General features: G+C 36.5%; 11 protein-coding genes. 3 read left to right on the forward strand and 8 right to left on the reverse strand.

From position 1 onward, the window contains the following. The coding region (locus F6K40_RS14755) for a tetratricopeptide repeat protein (protein ID WP_293137061.1) at nucleotides 1–4,084 on the forward strand (4,084 nt) is incomplete at its 5' end. Between the two features lie 1,601 nt (nucleotides 4,085–5,685). Here F6K40_RS14755 and pheA read toward each other — a convergent pair. Further along, complete coding sequence (gene pheA / locus F6K40_RS14760) at nucleotides 5,686–6,576, reverse strand: prephenate dehydratase (RefSeq protein WP_293137062.1); 891 nt, start codon at nucleotides 6,574–6,576, stop codon at nucleotides 5,686–5,688. Between the two features lie 478 nt (nucleotides 6,577–7,054). On the opposite strand from pheA, the gene F6K40_RS14765 reads away from it, so the two are divergent. Both F6K40_RS14765 and F6K40_RS14770 read left to right on the forward strand, forming a co-directional pair. Continuing rightward, nucleotides 7,055–7,645 (forward strand): DUF1997 domain-containing protein, encoded by a 591-nt coding sequence (locus F6K40_RS14765; RefSeq protein ID WP_293137064.1) that lies wholly within the window; start codon nucleotides 7,055–7,057, stop codon nucleotides 7,643–7,645. Between the two features lie 772 nt (nucleotides 7,646–8,417). After that, nucleotides 8,418–8,969: a DUF1997 domain-containing protein gene (locus F6K40_RS14770; RefSeq protein ID WP_293137066.1), complete on the forward strand. Its 552-nt coding sequence runs from the start codon at nucleotides 8,418–8,420 to the stop codon at nucleotides 8,967–8,969. A 1,178-nt stretch (nucleotides 8,970–10,147) separates the two neighbouring features. Here the strand turns inward: F6K40_RS14770 and F6K40_RS14775 are convergent. From F6K40_RS14775 to rpsL, 7 genes are all read right to left on the reverse strand, one after another. Continuing rightward, nucleotides 10,148–10,786, reverse strand: coding sequence for an LON peptidase substrate-binding domain-containing protein (locus tag F6K40_RS14775; protein WP_293137068.1), 639 nt, complete (start codon nucleotides 10,784–10,786; stop codon nucleotides 10,148–10,150). Between the two features lie 26 nt (nucleotides 10,787–10,812). Beyond that, nucleotides 10,813–11,085: a hypothetical protein gene (locus F6K40_RS14780; RefSeq protein ID WP_293137070.1), complete on the reverse strand. Its 273-nt coding sequence runs from the start codon at nucleotides 11,083–11,085 to the stop codon at nucleotides 10,813–10,815. Between the two features lie 1,216 nt (nucleotides 11,086–12,301). Further along, on the reverse strand, nucleotides 12,302–12,619 hold the full coding sequence (gene rpsJ, locus F6K40_RS14785) for a 30S ribosomal protein S10 (RefSeq protein ID WP_426541825.1): 318 nt from the start codon (nucleotides 12,617–12,619) through the stop codon (nucleotides 12,302–12,304). A gap of 409 nt (nucleotides 12,620–13,028) precedes the next feature. Further along, the gene (gene tuf / locus F6K40_RS14790) at nucleotides 13,029–14,258 is read right to left on the reverse strand and encodes an elongation factor Tu (RefSeq protein ID WP_293137072.1); all 1,230 of its coding nucleotides are present in this window, start codon (nucleotides 14,256–14,258) and stop codon (nucleotides 13,029–13,031) included. Between the two features lie 858 nt (nucleotides 14,259–15,116). Next, nucleotides 15,117–17,192, reverse strand: a complete 2,076-nt coding sequence (fusA, locus tag F6K40_RS14795) for an elongation factor G (RefSeq protein WP_293137073.1) — start codon at nucleotides 17,190–17,192, stop codon at nucleotides 15,117–15,119. Between the two features lie 358 nt (nucleotides 17,193–17,550). Further along, complete coding sequence (gene rpsG / locus F6K40_RS14800) at nucleotides 17,551–18,021, reverse strand: 30S ribosomal protein S7 (RefSeq protein ID WP_293137074.1); 471 nt, start codon at nucleotides 18,019–18,021, stop codon at nucleotides 17,551–17,553. A 111-nt stretch (nucleotides 18,022–18,132) separates the two neighbouring features. Further along, nucleotides 18,133–18,507, reverse strand: coding sequence for a 30S ribosomal protein S12 (gene rpsL, locus F6K40_RS14805; protein WP_293137076.1), 375 nt, complete (start codon nucleotides 18,505–18,507; stop codon nucleotides 18,133–18,135). Nucleotides 18,508–18,844: the final 337 nt, after the last annotated feature.

An 18,844-nucleotide genomic window follows, 5' to 3' on the forward strand; every position in this document is an offset into this window, starting at 1 on the left:
TAGTAACTACTCATTTTTAGGGCTAATATTTTTAGAAAAAGGTGAAATTGATGGGGCAATTATTAACTATGAAAAATCCCTAAAAATTAATCCTGAAAACTCATACACAAATCTGAATTTAGGCTATTCTTGGGAAAAGAAAGGAGACTTATCAAAGGCGAATACCTATTATCAACAGGCAGTTAAAATCAACCCCAATTATGCCGAAGCATGGTACAACTTAGGAAATATTTTGCAAAAACAAGGTCAACTTGAATTAGCAATTGAATATTGTCAAAAATCTCTGGAACTAAATCCAGATTATGTCGAAACATATCATTCTCTAGGCTTTATCTTTTTAGAATTAGGAAAATTTGCAGAATCTCAAAAATATTATGAACAAGCTCTTAAATTAGATAAAAATCATGTAAATTCTCATTTTGGTTTAGCTTCTGTTTTCCTTAAACAGGGAGATTTTATTCCTGGATTTTATGAATATGAATGGCGGTTCAAAACTAAAGGTTTTATCTGTCGTAGTTTCTCTCAACCTGTGTGGGAGGGTTCAAATTTTCAAAACAAAACTTTATTAGTTTATACCGAACAAGGTTTAGGAGATTCTCTTCAATTTATCCGCTATATTCCTTTGGTAAAAAAATTAGGAGGGCGTATCATTGTTGAATGTAATCAAGCTGGATTAAAATTATTATTTACCAGTATCTCAGGAATTGATGAATTATTTGTTGAAGGTGAAAATTTACCAGATTTTGACCTGCAAATTCCACTGATTAGTTTACCGCGAATTTTCCAAACAACTCTGGAAACTATACCTGCTGAAGTTCCTTATTTATCTCTACCAAAATCAATCGACTTTCCCATTCCACTTGCTCCCGAAAAAAATCTCAAAGTGGGTATTTGTTGGCAAACAAAAACAAGTAGTACCAGTGACACCAGTCAAGTACGCTCTTGCTCAGTTGAATATTTACAAGGAATTATTAATATAGATACAGTCAATTTTTACATTTTACAAAAGGAAGTATCAGCAGAAGATTTAAAATGGCTGAACTCTCAGACTAAAATTGATAATTTAGGTTCATCTTTTAATCACCTAGCTGATACAGCAGCAGCCATAAAACAATTAGATTTAGTAATAACAATAGATACAGTTATTGCTCACTTAGCAGGAGCATTAGGTAAACCAGTTTGGGTAATATTAAATTTTGATTCTGATTGGCGTTGGTTAACAGACCGCAAAGATAGTCCTTGGTATCCGACAATGAGGTTATTTAGACAGGCAAAAATAGGAGATTGGAATAGTGTATTTATTGAAGTAAAACAAGCATTAATTGAACTTGTAGAATTTCACCATGAATTACCAGATTTACCAGTAAATTTTGACAAAGCATATCAATATTATCAACAAAATAATTTAGTAGAAGCAGAGAAAATATGTCGTCTAATAATTAAAGAAAAACCAGAAGATTTTCAGGCACTCCACTTATTAGCTGTACTAGAAAATTTAGCAGGTAGAAATGAAGTAGCAATTCAACTTTTAGAGCGGGTTATTACTTTGCGTCCTAACTCTAGTCAAGCTTACTTAAATTTAGGAAAAACTTTCAGAGATAAAATCGATCTTGAAACTGCTATTAAACATTATCAAAAATCTCTAGAAATTGACCCAGATTATATTCAAGCATATAACGAACTAGGGTTTATATTTTTTACACTAGGAAAACTTGCGGAATCTCAAAAATATTACGAACAAGCTCTTAAATTAGACAAAAATCATGTAAAAAGTCACTTTGGTTTAGCAGGTATTTTCCTGAAACAGGGAAATTTTATTGATGGTTTTTCTAAATATGAATGGCGGTGGAAAAGTGAAGGTTTTATCTGTCGTAATTTTTCTCAACCTCTATGGGATGGTTCAAATTTTCAGGGTAAAACTTTATTAGTTTATACAGAACAAGGTTTAGGAGATTCTCTTCAATTTATACGTTATATTCCTCTGGTGAAAGAATTAGGAGGCAGTGTCATTGTTGAATGTAATAAAGTTCCATTAAAATTAATTTTTACTACTGTCTCAGGAATAGATGAATTATTAATTAGAGGAGAAAAATTACCAGACTTTGATTTACAAATACCATTAATGAGCTTACCAAGAATTTTCCAAACTACTCTGGAAACTATGCCTACTGAAATTCCTTATTTATCCGTACCAAAATCAATTGATTTTCCTATTCCACTTGCTGTAGAAAAAAATCTCAAAGTGGGAATATGTTGGCAAACAAATAGTACCAGTGAAAGCAGTCAAGAACGTTCTTGCTCAGTTCAATATTTACAAGAAATTATTAATATAGATACGGTCAATTTTTACATTCTACAAAAGGAAGTCTCAATACAAGATTTAGAATGGCTAAACTCTCATAGGGAAATTAATAATTTAGGTTCATCTTTTAAGGATTTAGCGGATACAGCAGCAGCTATAAAACAATTAGATTTAGTAATAACAATAGATACAGTTATTGCTCATCTAGCAGGAGCATTAGGTAAACCAGTTTGGGTAATGTTAAACTTTGATTCTGACTGGCGTTGGTTGATAGGGCGAGAGGATAGTCCTTGGTATCCGACAATGAAGTTATTTAGACAACCAAAAATAGGGGATTGGAATAGTGTATTGAAGCAAGTTAAAGACAGCTTAGAAAATTTACTAAGTAATTCTCCAAGCAATAAAATTTATCAAACAAAAGCTATTAAATTACCAGAAAAAGCCATTCAAAAAGCTTTAGCACAATATCAATCTAGCAAACATAAAAAAAACACAGCTCTATCCACCTTCATCAGTTCTGGAAAAAATCTACAAACTCCAGCTTTGATTCCAGCAACTAATAGTAATATCAAAGAACCCGATAAATTGAAAAATTATACCTCTGAAATAATGAACATAATTGCTATTAACTGGCCGTTAAATCCTCAGACTGGTTGGGGTATTTATGGAATTAATCTTACTCTCCAACTCCTGAAAAATCCAGAATATAAACCCCTTTTATTAAGGCCTCCCTCTATTCAACCTGGAACCTTAAACCCCTTGCATCAAGCTTTACTAAATCCAGTTTTTAATGAACAAAAAAATCTGCAAAATCAATTCAAGAATCACCAAGGTAAAAAAATTAAATTCAATTTACCAATATTACACGCATTAGGTAGTAATTTTTCTATCAGTAACAATATTATAGGAACCAAAAATATAGGAATTATTTTTTCAGAAAATACTAAATTTACTTCAGAACAAATAAATCGCGCCCAAACATACAATTTAATTATTACAGGTTCTACTTGGAATACAAATATTTTAGAAAGTAACGGCATAAAACCCGTAGAAAAAGTTTTACAAGGTATCGATCAAACCATTTTCCATCCAGCACCTAAATCTAATACTTTTAGCGATCGCTTCGTTATTTTTTCTGGTGGCAAACTAGAATATCGTAAAGGTCAAGATATTGTCATTGCAGCTTTTAAAATTTTCCAAAAACGTCATCCAGAAGCATTATTAATAACAGCTTGGCATAATTTTTGGCCTCAGTTTATGACAGGAATTGAACAAACTGGAAATGTTATTGGTTTACCTAAAATCAGTCAAAATAAACGTTTACAAATTACTGATTGGTTACTAGCAAATGATATTCCTGAAAATGCGGTTATTGATGTTGGTGCTATTCCTAATTATATGGTCGGACAAATATTACGAGAAGCTAATGTTGCTGTATTTACGAATCGTTGCGAAGGCGGAACAAATCTTGTGGCAATGGAAAGTCTTGCCTGTGGTATTCCAACAATTATTTCTGCTAATACCGGGCATTTAGATATTATTAATGACTCTCATTGTTATCCATTACATTGTCAAAAATCTGTCAAACCTACCCCTCATTTTCCAGGTGTAGAAGGTTGGGGAGAATCTGATGTTGAAGAAGTAGTAGAAATGTTGGAAAAAGTATATTCTGATCCAAAAGATGCTCAACTTAGAAGTAATGCTGCTGTGAATTTTATGCAAGATTTAACTTGGGAAAAACAAATTAAACGTCTGTTAATTGTGCTGCAAAATATAATCTAAAGGTTAGGAGTTAGGAGTCAGGAAAAATCTGAATTATAGAGGAGGTAATCGGAAGAATTGTCAGAGTGATTTTTCTGCCTTTTTCTACCCAAAATGCTAATATTCCCGCAGCTTTTTTTCTTTCTCTTTTCTCCCTTATTCCTTATAGAAATCCTAATCGTATCTTTACCTATGTAAAAATTTTTGAGTTATGAGTTGGAAGTGGAATAGAGGCAATACGGGAAAAAGATTGAACAATGCTCCCTTACTCCACTACTTTTAAGATTAGAATCAGATTTTTCCTATCATTAAATCTTTCCATCTATAACTTCCCTAGTGGAAAACCACAAACATTTTCATTTTCTGAAGCTCCTGAAAAAAATCGCGGGTCAAATGATTTTCGGTTCCATCCTCATAAAAATTGTGATATTATAAAGTTTAAATGGAGTTACTCGCCCCTACACATGATTTTTTATTCAACTAAAATTTTGTTCCTAAGAGGGCGATAGAAGGACCTTCCGCTCCGCGTTTTGCTAGCGCATAACTGCGTTAACGGCTGTCGCCGACATGGAAAGCGGAGCATGACCTAGGAAAAGGCGGAGCAAGTGCGGCAGCTTAATCGCTCAGATTCAGGAATTTTTCCTCACAGGAATGGCAGAAATATTTTCATCTTTTGGAACTTTCCCAAAATCCTTGCTTTTCCCTGATCCAATCCTTCTATCCATCCCTCTTCAGTAACAAACCACAAACATTTTCATTTTCTGAAGCTCCTGAAAAAAATCGCGGGTCAAATGATTTTCGGTTCCATCCTCATAAAAATTGTGATATTATAAAGTTTAAATGGATTTACTCGCCCCTACACATGATTTTTTATTCAACTAAAATTTTGTTCCTAAGAGAGCGATAGAAGGACCTTCCGCTCCGCGATCGCTCAGATTCAGGAATTTTTCCTCACAGGAATGGCAGAAATATTTTCATCTTTTGGAACTTTCCCAAAATCCTTGCTTTTCCCTGATCCAATCCTTCTATCCATCCCTCTTCAGTACCAAACCACAAACATTTCATTTTCGGAAGCTCCTGAAAAAAATCGCGTGTCAAAACATTTTCGGTTCCATCCTCATAAAAATTGTGATACTATAAACTTTAAATGGAGTTACTCGTCCATATACATGACTTTTGATTCAACTAAATTGACTTTCTTCAAAGACGATCAATCAGATTCAGGAATTTTTCCTCACAGGAATGGCAGAAATATTTTCATCTTTTGGAACTTTCCCAAAATCCTTGCTTTTCCCTGATCCAATCCTTCTATCCATCCCTCTTCAGTACCAAACCACAAACATCTTCATTTTCTGAAGCTCCTAAAAAAATCGCGGGTCAAAGGATTTTCGGTTGCATCCTCATAAAAATTGTGATACTATAAACTTTAAATGGAGTTACTCGTCCATATACATGACTTTTGATTCAACTAAAAATATAAAATAGTTTCTGAGGAATCACGAATATTAATGTAAAAGATACATTTAGGAGTTCTATAAATAATAAGTGATAAAAAACATTCTCGCTTCTAGCCTTTTTTCCGTCTCTCATCTCTCATCATTTCTTCTCCCCTCTACCTTCTGCTAATTGATTGTCATAATCGTATAACTGCCAAAGATTTTGAGAATTTTTGTATAGGTTTTAAATTCTTCTATTGCTGCCTTAACAGAACTATCATTACTATTCGCTTCTATATCAATAAAAAATAAATAATCACCCAAAGATAACTTAGTCGGACGAGATTCTATTCTACTCATATTAATCTCCCTTTTAGCAAACACTTCCAATGGTTTAACCAAAGCTCCTGGTACATTTGCAGGCACAGTAAAACCTAAAGAAGTAAAAACTAAATTTTCTGGTTTATTTATCCTATTAATTATTACTTTAAAAGCCGAATTTTCTATTTCTGTACCTCCTTGTTTCAATACCCAAAAACGAGTAAAATTATCAGGATAATCATTAATTGGATAAGCTAATACAGGTAATTTATAAAGTTCAGCAGCTCTTTGAGAAGCGATCGCTGCAGCATTCCGAGCTGTTTCTAAATTCTCTAATGCTTCTGTGGTAGAATTAGCTGGACTTTTTTGTACTTGTGGCAAAAACTTTTCTAACCAACCTTGACATTGAGCTAAAGCTTGTGGATGAGAATAAACAGTTTTAATCTCCTCAAAACTACCAGCTAATGATATTAATCCATGAGAAATAGGTAAAACTAATGCTGTTTGAATTTCTAAAATATCCAGTTGCCAAAGTGTATCTAGAGTAACAGTAACGCTTCCTTCAATAGAATTTTCCACAGGTACAACTGCCAAATTAACTTGCTTTTTAGAAACTGCCCATAAAGTTTGAGCAATACTAGGATATGGGTACAGAATAGATTTTTGACCAAGCTGACTCAGTTTTTGAGAAAATGCCACTGCTGCTGTTTCTGCATAAGTTCCAGCAGGGCCAAGATGTGCGATAGATATGGTCATTTCAGTTATAGCGCTACTTGAATCGGGAATAGGGAATAGTAAGCTGTCAAAGGATTTTAAGATTTAGAAATGTCCGCACCCTTTGCTTCGACTGCTATATCAATTATCAATTATCAGTTATCAGTAATTCCTATTGAATTAGGATGCAAGAAATCCTAAATTGTCTTTTTTATCCCCTTGAAAAAGGAGGCTATTGACCTTATTCCTTGCTCATCAAACCCTGATTCTCTATATAGATTTTATATAATTATGAAATCTTTACAAACTTGAATAATTTACATTTTGCAAAATTAAATTACATTTGTTTACTTACTTCTCATTAATAATCCAGTATCATCTATAAAAATTAATTTTACTAAATCCGACCCTTGTTATTGGCCAAATTCAAGTAAACACTTTAAATATGATTTGAATCACATTAATAAATGTGAATTTTAATTAAAATTTAACTATAAAGCTATTGATTTTTAAAAAAATTATGATAATAAAATTTACTGCTTTACAATCAGTAGATATTCCTGTAGTAGAGGAACAAGTTCCTATTCAGCATTATCTCCGTCAACCAAAGCGTTTAGTTAATGCTTTGACAGACCCAACAAGATTAGAACAGTTAGATAAAAATTGTTTCCGCTTGAAAATGCGTCCACTACATTTTATGATGTTGAGTATTCAACCAACTGTAGATATGCGATTGTGGTCTAGTCCTAAAGGCACAGTTTACTTAAAGTCAGAGAGATGTGAAATTCGTGGCGTAGAGTACATAAACCAACGCTTTAGCCTGAATCTAGTTGGTATTCTTGAACCCCTGCAAATCAAAGGAATTACTCATCTCAAGGGCCAAGCGGATTTAGAAGTTAAAGTAGAATTACCCCCTCCATTATTGTTGACACCATTACCAATTTTAGAAACAACTGGTAATAGTTTGCTCAAAAGTGTATTAATGACAATCAAACAAAGACTAACCCATCAACTATTAGTGGATTATCATAAATGGGCCTGTGATGAAACTAAGGTATTAATTCAGAGTGAATACAATTCTATTTTATCTCCTGGTAGCCAAGGGATATGATTCATAAGTATTTATATCAAATACGGCTAAAGTTATTAAAAAACTTCTTGCCTTCTCCTCTAATTCGTCCCTCTATATGTCGGCTTACACAACCTCCTACATGAGTTCTGACAACTAAATCATACAATAACTAATTACCTACTGGACTGACACACCTTAAATGGTGCGGAATATGGGGAAGGTGGGAAGTGTGGGAAGTGTGGTCCGGGTGGGGAGGAACAGTATCCTCGAAACAAAAATAAGAGTGCACAGTTTTAGCTGTGTCAGTCTACTACTATATCAGTTATCAAAATAATTAGGTCACGCCACCCCGCCTTCTAAGGTGAAATGTTTTTGGAGAGTTTCTCAAAATCACCGTTACAGAAACAAATTCTAAATTTTGATTTTTAAATTTTCTCTAGCTTTATACTTTTGCCCTAGGGCGATATGGCTGCGAAAGATTAACATAAATTGCAATAAAACTTAATATAAGGCAATAATAACTGGTAGTGCGTCAAGGAAGTGTGGTCCGTGTGGTCCGTGTGGTCCGTGTGGGGAGACGCTCGAAAGTAGGAGGAATAATTGTACCTGTATCTTTATTGGGAAGTGTCTGCCACCCGTCCTAAATTTTTAGTCTTAAAGGCTAAAAAATTTACACTTTTTTCGATCCCCAAGTGCCCTCAACCTTGATATATAAGTGCTTTTAGATTATATTGGCCAGGCATACTAGGGCGTTTCCTACACTTTATTGATGCACAACCAATAACTATTAGTAAGAATTACTTAAACAAAAATGTATAATAATTTCTTTGCATCTGAATCTGTCAATCTAGAGGTTCTTGATAATCCGATTAGCATTCATAGTTATCTAAGTCAACCACAAGGTATTGTGAAAGCTCTAGGAAATTCTACGACTATAGAAAAATTAACCAATGATACATATCGTCTCAAAATGCGTCCCTTAAAATTCTTCATGTTGAAAATTGAACCAATTGTCGAAATGAAAATTTGGACAACTTCTGTAGGAGTAGTTTGCTTACAATCTGTTGCTTGTGAACTTAAGGGGATTGAGATGATTAATGAACATTTCCAACTTAATCTTAATGGTACAATGCAACCTATTACAATTCAGGAAAAAACTTTTTTAAACGGTCAAGTAGAGTTAAGTTTACAAATATTTTTGCCTGCTCCTTTTAACAAAATACCTAAATCAATGCTGTTGTCTACTGGCAATAGTTTATTAACTAAAATATTGCTCAAAATGAAAAAAAGATTGATGGAGAAATTGTTATTAGATTATGGGGAGTGGGCAAATTCAGAAAATAATTATGTAGTGGCTGCTTAATTTCATAAACAACCGACAATTCATCAACCTTTTAATTTATTTTTACCAGAGAAGCAATCCTCAAAAAAATATACTCTGATCAGAGTAATAGAACTGCTTATTGCAGTTTTTTTATTCTCATAATTATGATTTCGGATAATCAACGATAGAACTCCTCGCCCCCCTTTTCCTCCTTCTAAAGCTATTCATTCCCGAATAATTAAGGTATAAAGCCTCTCCTTTCAAGGAGAAAATAATTCCTTTTAAGCAATCCTCTTATTAAAAAAAAGAGGTAATTATTAATTAACAATTAATAATTATTGAAGCACATCTTTTTCTTAAGATAAGATTTTAAAAGTAAAGCATTTATGTAGTTGAGTATGGAGGCAAAAAAATCAGCAGTGACTCTAGAGAATAAGTATGAGAAGAAAGATAACTTCAAAAAGCCTAATTTTCTAGAATTTATTTCTTCTGAGGGTCGTAATCGCCGAACTTACTCTCATTTATCGTATCTTAAACTCTGCTTGTCGAGCATCATATTTTATCTCAACGCTGGTTGAAGACCGGCGCTCTCCATCCCCCCTAACCCCACGAGTGAAAGGGGGGAGGGGAGCTAGGGCATGAAAACCAATCAATATTGCGGTATTTACGATAGTATGCTATGGTAAAAGAATAAGGCTGCTGGGCTAGCAGTGTCAGCGCCAGTCGCTCATGGGGGAGACCCCCTTTGGCCGCGCTGGCAAGTCTTTAGGAGCGACCGTAAGACCGGAAAGAGGTTCGGCCTCGGAGGCAGGTGCTATGTTAGCGCAGCTCCTCTATGCATAGGCAGCAGAAAGCCCCTATCAGCGATGTTAGGGAATCCCGCGCTGTATCGCGTATAGCAGCGTCGGGAGGATGTCAAAAGGTTAAATTAGCTATAAAGCTTACTAAACGTTTTGTGGTGGGACATGAAAAGCCTTTCACAGCATGACCAATAAATTATCCTCAGCAAGAGACTTTGGGTTTCTCTTGTCTATTGTCTCCTGAGTTTAAGCTGCGCTAATATTAGGTAGCACCCATCTAATCAGCCAAACCTCTTTAATGGCCTTTTCGGTAGGTGCGCGAGAATCAGAAAGGTTATAAAGGAAACCCTCTAATTGCCAATAGGCATGAATCTTAGGAATCCTTAGTTGTTGCAGTTAGCCAACCTTAAGAAAGTGTCAATTTAAAGTGTCTTTAAGAGCAGTTCTAGCTGCAAGATGATTCCGGGTAGAAGTGAGAATTTCTACTTCTCTTTCTAGTCTAGCAGCAGTATCTTGCATCTCCAAAAGAGCTTGCTGTTCTGTGGCCACACCATAAAGATTGCTAGCTACCCAATAAGATAATTCTTTTGGTAAATTAGGAACATCTTCTGGAAGCTCTATCCTCTGATCCATCAGTTTTCCAGAAAGATGAACTACATCTCTGAGTAACAGTTCAACTTGATTTGCTAACTCTCCAAGTTCCTTTTGTGAAGGACTATCTTCTATCCATTCAACTAAACCAACTAAATAAGGTTTCTCTCTGACTGTATCTAAAACTCTAAATCTCTGCTCACCCATGGTTAAAATCTTCATCCGATCGTCAGGTAAACGCTGATAATCCTCAATTTTAGCACAGCATCCAGTTACCACAACCTTCTCCTGAGTAGAATCCCACATCAAAACTCCAAATCTATTATCACTTTCTAGAATTGTGTTCATCATAATTCTATAGCGAAATTCAAAGATATGTAGTGGTAAAGGTCTACCCGGAAATAATACTACTTCTGGTAGGGGAAATAGGGGAAGTTCTCGAACAGCTATAGAAGAGGATGCCATTTTCCGATTTTAATAAAGTTTTGATACTAATACTTCTTATACTTTAGCGGATTTTTCGATCCCTGGATATCTATAGTACTTATATTTTTTTTGGGAATTTTGAGATGAAAATTGAAGCTAATCAGACTTTTGGTAACTGGTTTAGTCTTATTTAAAATTAAATGGGTAGTCCTGCATAGTAATGGTGAAGATACATAAGTTTTGTAATTTCTTCCCACACTTCCCACACTTCCCACACTTCCCACACCTCCCACACTTCCCACAACTCCCACACTTCCCACACCTCCCACACCTCCCACACCTCCCACACTCTCTCAACCATTCCTCAGCACCACCACCAAAATTAAATGTATAGGAATCACCAGACAATCAATTATCAAGTTCCCCTCTTGCGACTATCCTTAATCGGGAGATCCTAAAACCTTTGTCTGATAGGGAGATGGGAAATAGGGACGTGGGAGGAAAAAAGCCTCTAATTAGGGTTTGCTAAAAAAGTCTTTTTTTAGGAGTAGGGGAGTAGGGGAGTAGTTAGGGACGTTGCATAACAAAAATGCGAACGTCCGTACGGGATATTTTTTTTACCCAACAATGCGCCCAAAATGCCAACTTTTTTAGCATTAAGAGCTGAAAACCAGGTGGTTTTTCAAGACCATTAATTGTTCAAACCTTTATCGGCAAATGCTTTGATATTTAATCAGGAATATCTAATTGACATACTCCCGACGTTGCCCTTCTATTCCCCCCTTTCAAAGGGGGGTTAGGGGGGATGGACAACGCGGGATTCTGAGCGTCTGGGAAACCCTGACCGCGGAGCATGACAGAGGTGATGTCCTCCCCCTGTGTTGACATTGATAATAACAAAATGCTCCTAGCTTGTGTCTTGGGCCTATGAACGTTTAGCTTATGAAGGTATCCAAATCCGGGCCTAGGCTTTCATCCCGACGCTCCCCCTCCCCCCTATGCACGGGGGGTTAGGGGGGATGGAGAGCGCGGGACTTCCCGCCAGGAAAGTTAAATAGGTTTATTTTCCCAAAATATCCATTCAATGGTAAGCTTATAACTTCTTTACTTTTGTCAAGTTTTATGTTAAGAAAGATGCTTATCAAGGATAGCCATTTCAGGAAGACTTTGACTAAGATTTCTGTAGCAGAAAATATGCTATATTCCTTAAATTGGTCTTTGGAGGCACACTTCCTTTCCTGCGAAATGCTAGGCCAACGGAGGAGATGCCTCTTTTAAGAAGACTTTATTAGTTGACATCCTCCCCAGCGGTTAGGCAAAGAGATTCCTACTGATCCGTAGCTCTTTGGTGCATTGACATCTCATCAGGTACTACCACCAAATTTGTTAGTCTGACACTTCCCTCAGCGTCCGTTTAATTTAATGTCTCGGACTGCCCACCCAGGACAACAATACTAGAGCTTATATCTTACCACTTATCAATCAAAAAGTTCCCCATTTAAGGGCGAGGCTTTAAACCCAATTTTCTGATATATTTTCAACTAAGTTATTTCTCTATAGCTTCACCTCAATATCTACACCCGCTGGCAAATCAAGCTTCATCAAAGCATCAATTGTTTTTGACGAAGGTTGATAAATATCTATAATTCTGCGATGTGTCCGTGTTTCAAAATGTTCTCGTGAATCTTTATCAACGTGAGGCGATCGCAACAAACAGTAAATGCGCCGTTTTGTGGGCAAAGGGATTGGCCCAATTGCTGTGGCTCCTGTTCTATTTGCCGTATCTACAATTTTGTCACAAGATGTATCTAGTAAACGGCGGTCAAATGCTTTCAGACGAATACGAATTTTTTGCTGTTGAATAGTTGCCATTTCTCTTTAATTTTCTAGGTTCAGATTTTAAATAGCTATTAGCTTTTAGCATTCAGCTTTCAGCAGATGGGGTTTAAATCCCCTTTTCAATATTTACCGCTAATTGCCGATTATTAATAAAATTAGAAGTTATTTTTATCAAGGGGATTTGTAAGTCACCCAATTATTTTAATAAAAATCAACTTTCACTAATTAAGTAGCAGAAAAGCAAATATCAATAATTTACCGAATAATTAATAATTAAACAATTCAGGTTAAAACCCTCCCCTTTCAAGGAAAAAAAATAAATTTTTTCCTTATTAGTCAATTCTCTCCTTATTTAGGGATAGGTAATTATCCATTATCCATTATCCATTATCCATTAATAAAATAAGTGCCTTTCTGCCACTTAATCTTTGAGGAAGTTGTCCTACTCTACAATCTTAGAAACAACACCAGCACCAATAGTCCTCCCACCTTCACGAATGGCAAAACGCATACCTTGTTCAATGGCCACTGGGTTGATTAATTGAACAGTCATTTTAATCCGGTCCCCAGGCATTACCATTTCTGCTGCACTACCATCATCAGCAGTAAAAGACTCAATAGCACCAGTCACATCAGTTGTCCGAATGTAGAATTGAGGGCGATAATTTGGGAAGAAAGGTGTATGACGGCCTCCCTCTTCTTTTTTCAGAACATATACTTCTGATTCAAATTTCTTATGGGGAGTAATAGAACCTGGTTTCGCCAAAACCATACCACGTTGGATATCAGTTTTCTGCATACCACGTAGTAGTAATCCTACGTTATCACCAGCCATTCCTTCGTCCAGAATTTTCTGGAACATTTCCACACCTGTAACAGTGGTACTACGAGTGTCTCTGATTCCGACTAATTCTACTGTTTCGCCCACTTTGACTTTACCACGTTCAATCCGGCCTGTAGCCACAGTACCACGACCAGTAATAGAGAATACATCTTCTACCGCCATCAAGAATGGCTTATCAACATCACGTTCTGGCGTAGGAATATACCCATCAACTTCATCCATCAGAGCCAGAATTTTATCCACCCACTCATTTTCACCCTTTCCTATGTTTGGATTACCTGTTAGTGCTTCTACTGCCTGTAAAGCAGAACCAGCAGCGATAGGAATATTATCTCCATCAAAATCATAGTCACTTAAAAGTTCCCGAACTTCTAGTTCCACCAATTCCAAAAGTTCCTCATCATCCACCATATCTTGCTTATTGAGGAAAACAACTATATTAGGAACCCCTACCTGCTTGGCCAATAGAATATGCTCGCGAGTTTGGGGCATTGGACCATCAGCAGCAGAAACTACTAGAATTGCACCGTCCATTTGAGCTGCACCTGTAATCATATTTTTTACATAGTCAGCGTGTCCAGGACAATCAACGTGAGCATAGTGACGATCTTCTGTTTCATACTCTACATGAGCAGTATTAATTGTGATACCCCGTGCTTTCTCTTCTGGAGCTGCATCAATATCGGCATAATTCCTGGCCTTTGCCTTTCCTTGTGCTGCTAGACTCATTGTAATTGCAGCAGTCAAGGTTGTTTTACCATGGTCAACGTGGCCAATAGTTCCAATATTGACGTGAGGCTTATTTCTTTCAAATTTTGCGCGTGCCATTAATTACTCGTTCCTTTTTTCCATTGTTAATTCCGTTTACGTTAAATAAGCAGTCAGCAGTCAGTCATCAGCCGGATTTTGAATTTAGAATTAGAAGGTAAATTTACCAATTCTAAATTCTATTACGATCCGGGAAGCTAGCTGAATACTAAAAGCTAACAGCTAGTTAAATCAGGAAACGGATGCACTGACTATTGACACTCTCACCGTTATAATCTTTGATTTAACGGGAGATTCTTGTTTTGCTAACGCAAAGCTACGCTAACACAGATTCTTAACTAGATAACAAATCAAATAAACTGAATTGCACCCCCGTTAGACCATCTCCACAAGCTTTTCTTGCTCCGTCTTTACGCTGAGGGGACCTCAGCGCAGGCGGTGCGCTTTTGTTCAACCGTGTGCCCCACGGCTATTGATTCGATTATGACGCCAAAAATACGGGCACGTATCGATCAATTATTTTTCTAGTTGAAATTAATCTCACTGTTAAATCTCGCGATTATCACGGGAGTCCTCTTTCAACATTGTATGATAGATAAATTTTTAAAACTCTGCTTATCCCTTCACCAATGGATAATTGATAATTAATCCCTAGAGGTTTAAAGCCTCTCCTGAAAAGGAGAAAAAAGAAACCTTATTTCTTTAATATTTAATCCTCTCGGTTTTAACCAGAGGTAATTATCCATTATCAATTAATGAACTAATATTTAGTTAGCTTTTAGTTAGCTTTTGTTTGAGACAATTACCTACTTGAAAAGTAGGTTGGCAGTTTTCATTTACTTATCAATTACTTTATTTTCACATTATTCAACCCAAAGCTAATATTTTAGCCTAAAAAACACACAATTTTACAGATTACTAAACATATCCTCTGCTTTTAGCAATGATAGTCTCAGCCACATTACGAGGCACTTCCTCGTAATTACTAAATTCCATAGAAAACATACCACGACCTTGAGTCTTTGACCTCATATCAGTAGCATAACCAAACATTTCGGCCAAAGGAACCTTTGCCGTTACTTTAGCCACACTTGATTCTAACTCTTGATTCTCTATTTGTCCTCTTCGAGAGTTCAGGTCTCCAATAATATTACCAATAAAATCTTCAGGTACTTCTACCTCTACTTTCATCATAGGTTCCAATAACACAGGTGAAGCTTTGGTAGCTCCTTCTTTAATTGCCATAGAACCAGCAATTTTAAAAGCCATTTCCGAAGAATCCACATCATGGTAAGATCCGTCTACCAGAGTAGCCTTAACATCTATCAATGGATAACCAGCCAAAACACCTACTTCACAAGCCTCTTTCATTCCTTGCCCTGCTGGACTAATAAATTCTTTAGGTATCGTCCCTCCCACAATTTGAGAGACAAACTCAAAGCCACTCCCTAGGTCTCCTGGTTCCAACTCTACAACCACATGACCATACTGACCTTTACCACCACTTTGACGAATAAATTTACCCTCTGCCTGAACTTGTTGGCGAATAGTTTCTCGGTACGCTACCTGTGGTTGACCTACGTTAGCTTCCACCTTATATTCCCGAAGCATCCTATCTACCAAAATTTCTAGGTGCAGTTCCCCCATACCAGCAATAACCGTTTGATTAGTTTCTGGATCGACACTCACCCGAAATGTAGGATCTTCATCAGAAAGAGCCTGAAGAGCCTTAGACAATTGTTCCATATCTTGTTTGGTTTTCGGTTCCACAGCCACAGATATAACTGGCTCTGGGACAAACAGAGACTCTAGGATAATTGGATGTTCTTTATCACAAATCGTATCTCCTGTCAAGGTGTCTTTCAACCCTACAACAGCACCCAAGTCTCCAGCTCTTAGTTCATCAACATCTATTCTGTCATCAGCTTTGAGAACAATTAGACGAGAAATTTTTTCTTTCTTATCTTTGGTAGAATTTAGAATATAACTACTTTTAGCAAGAACTCCTGAATATACCCGAAGAAAAGTGAGACGGCCATAAGTATCTGACATAATTTTGAATGCCAGAGCTGCTAGAGGTGCCTCATCATCTGATAGTCTGGTATCCAATTCTCCATTTGGTAGAGTTCCTTGGATTGCTGGAACTTCTGTAGGAGCTGGCAAATAATCTACTACTGCATCCAATAAAAGCTGAACGCCTTTATTTTTAAAAGCAGAGCCACATAGCATAGGTACAATTGTACCTGCAATAGTAGCTTGACGTAGAGCCTGCCGCATCTCCTTTTCTTCAATTTCCTCCCCTTCAAGATACTTTTCTGTCAAAGCATCATCAGTTTCTGCTACTGACTCAACTAACTTGAGACGATATTCTTGAGCCAACTCTTCCACTTCCGCTGGAATTTCTGTTTCTTGAATATCTGTTCCCAAGTCATTAGTATAGATAAAAGCTTTCATTGCCACCAAATCTACGATTCCCCTAAATTCATTTTCACTACCAATAGGAATTTGAATCGGAACTGCATTAGCGCGGAGGCGATCGCGAATTTGCTCGTATACTTTAAAAAAGTTAGCCCCTGTTCTGTCCATTTTATTGACAAAGGCCATACGAGGCACTTTGTAACGGTCAGCTTGTCGCCAAACCGTTTCTGATTGAGGTTGTACCCCACCAACAGAACAAAATACTGCTATTATACCATCCAGAACCCTCATAGAACGTTCCACTTCAATTGTGAAGTCTACATGGCCTGGAGTATCAATAATATTAATTTGATGGTCTAACCATTTGGTACTAATAGCAGCCGCAGTAATCGTAATACCACGTTCTCGCTCTTGAGCCATCCAGTCGGTAACTGCGGTGCCATCGTGAACCTCTCCCATTTTATGTACTATACCGGAATAAAATAGGATTCTCTCTGTTGTTGTTGTTTTACCAGCATCAATATGAGCTGCAATGCCAATATTTCGCACCCGCTCAAGTGACATAGTTCTTCCCACAGTTACCCCCTTAAATAATGGATAATGGATAATGAATAATGGATAATGAAAACTATCTCTAATTAGGGTTTACTGAATAAACTCTTTTGGATCTTTGTAGGGAGTCGTTAGGGACTAACCATGCTTAGTCTTTACAGAGTCTGGAGAAATGGGAGTTTATAGAAGAGGTAGTCGAAATAATCGCCCCTTAGTTTTTCTGCCTTGCGTTACCCCAAAATCCTCACTTTTTCAGCTCTATCAACCGAAAAGCTGGTATTTTTCAGAGCATAAAATTGATCAAATTTTATATCTGTAAATGCTTTGATATTTAATTGGCAAACCCTAATTATCAATTATCCATTATCCATTATCAATTTAATTAGTAACGATAATGAGCAAAAGCCTTATTTGCTTCTGCCATTTTGTGAGTTTCTTCTCGCTTACGAATAGCACTACCCGTTTCGTTAGCTGCATCCATCAATTCATTGGCCAATTTCATAGCCATTGTCTTACCACCTCTGGATCTAGAATATTGTACTAACCAACGCAAAGCCAGGGTAGTTCCTCTATCTGAGCGGACTTCCATCGGTACTTGGTAAGTAGCACCACCTACACGACGAGCTTTAACCTCTACTAGGGGAGTCACATTCCGAACTGCCTTTTCAAATAATTCTAGTGGATCGGAATCTGTCCTTTCTTCAATAGCTGTAAACGCATCATATACGATATTAAAAGCTACAGACTTCTTTCCATGACGCATAATGCGTCGTACCATCATAGTAACTAACCGACTATTGTATTTTGGATCTGGAGGAATGGGACGTTTTGGAACAACTCTACGACGAGACATAATAAAAACCAATAAATTGTCAATAATGGATAATTGCTTTATGCAAGATTCAATCTTTGCTATGCTTATTAATTTTAGCTAGGATTTTCGAGAATTTGGCATTTCACTAATTTAGCCTTTGGGTCTTTTTGCCCCATATTTAGAACGACTTTGCTTGCGGTCTTTTACTCCCGCGGTATCTAAAGTTCCACGAATTATGTGATATCTTACCCCAGGTAAGTCCTTCACCCTACCCCCCCTAATCATAACTACAGAGTGTTCCTGTAGGTTATGGCCAATCCCAGGTATATAAGCGGTCACTTCAAAACCTGAAGTTAGACGAACCCTAGCCACTTTCCTTAGAGCTGAATTGGGCTTTTTTGGTGTAGTAGTATAGACTCTTGTGCATACTCCACGACGTTGAGGGCAACTTTTTAGAGCTGGAGATTTAGTTTTCTTCTCTGTTTCTTGACGAGCTGAACGAATTAGTTGTTGAATTGTGGGCATTAGTAACAGTTTTTTTTCCTAATTGTTTTTATAATCTATAAAAGTAGATTAATCCCGAGTAAATTTACTTAACAAATTAACAAATTTTTTCCCAATACTAGAAGGGATCTATCAAATAAATAAATTTTAAGGGATTCTTAAAGATTAAGTTTGAGTGGGTTATAGCGAATAACATATAGCTCTTTATAAAGTTCAACTATATAGTCTGCACTTTTCATGTTGTGCTTTTCATACCCACCTTATACCAATATTTAATATTTTATTTATACATAACCTCTTAAGCATAGTATGCAGACTTAGGCAAATTACTATTAAGATAATTTTTAATTTTCCAACA

The organism is Okeania sp. SIO3I5 (assembly GCF_010672085.1).
Classification (GTDB): Bacteria; Cyanobacteriota; Cyanobacteriia; order Cyanobacteriales; family Microcoleaceae; genus Trichodesmium.

What these genes read in the sequence shown, in the direction of transcription:
- pheA (WP_293137062.1), bottom strand. Translation starts at nt 6,576, where the DNA reads ATGACCATATCTATCGCACATCTTGGCCCTGCTGGAACTTATGCAGAA.
- F6K40_RS14765 (WP_293137064.1), top strand. Translation starts at nt 7,055, where the DNA reads ATGATAATAAAATTTACTGCTTTACAATCAGTAGATATTCCTGTAGTA.
- F6K40_RS14770 (WP_293137066.1), top strand. Translation starts at nt 8,418, where the DNA reads ATGTATAATAATTTCTTTGCATCTGAATCTGTCAATCTAGAGGTTCTT.
- F6K40_RS14775 (WP_293137068.1), bottom strand. Translation starts at nt 10,786, where the DNA reads ATGGCATCCTCTTCTATAGCTGTTCGAGAACTTCCCCTATTTCCCCTA.
- rpsJ (WP_426541825.1), bottom strand. Translation starts at nt 12,619, where the DNA reads ATGGCAACTATTCAACAGCAAAAAATTCGTATTCGTCTGAAAGCATTT.
- tuf (WP_293137072.1), bottom strand. Translation starts at nt 14,258, where the DNA reads ATGGCACGCGCAAAATTTGAAAGAAATAAGCCTCACGTCAATATTGGA.
- rpsG (WP_293137074.1), bottom strand. Translation starts at nt 18,021, where the DNA reads ATGTCTCGTCGTAGAGTTGTTCCAAAACGTCCCATTCCTCCAGATCCA.
- rpsL (WP_293137076.1), bottom strand. Translation starts at nt 18,507, where the DNA reads ATGCCCACAATTCAACAACTAATTCGTTCAGCTCGTCAAGAAACAGAG.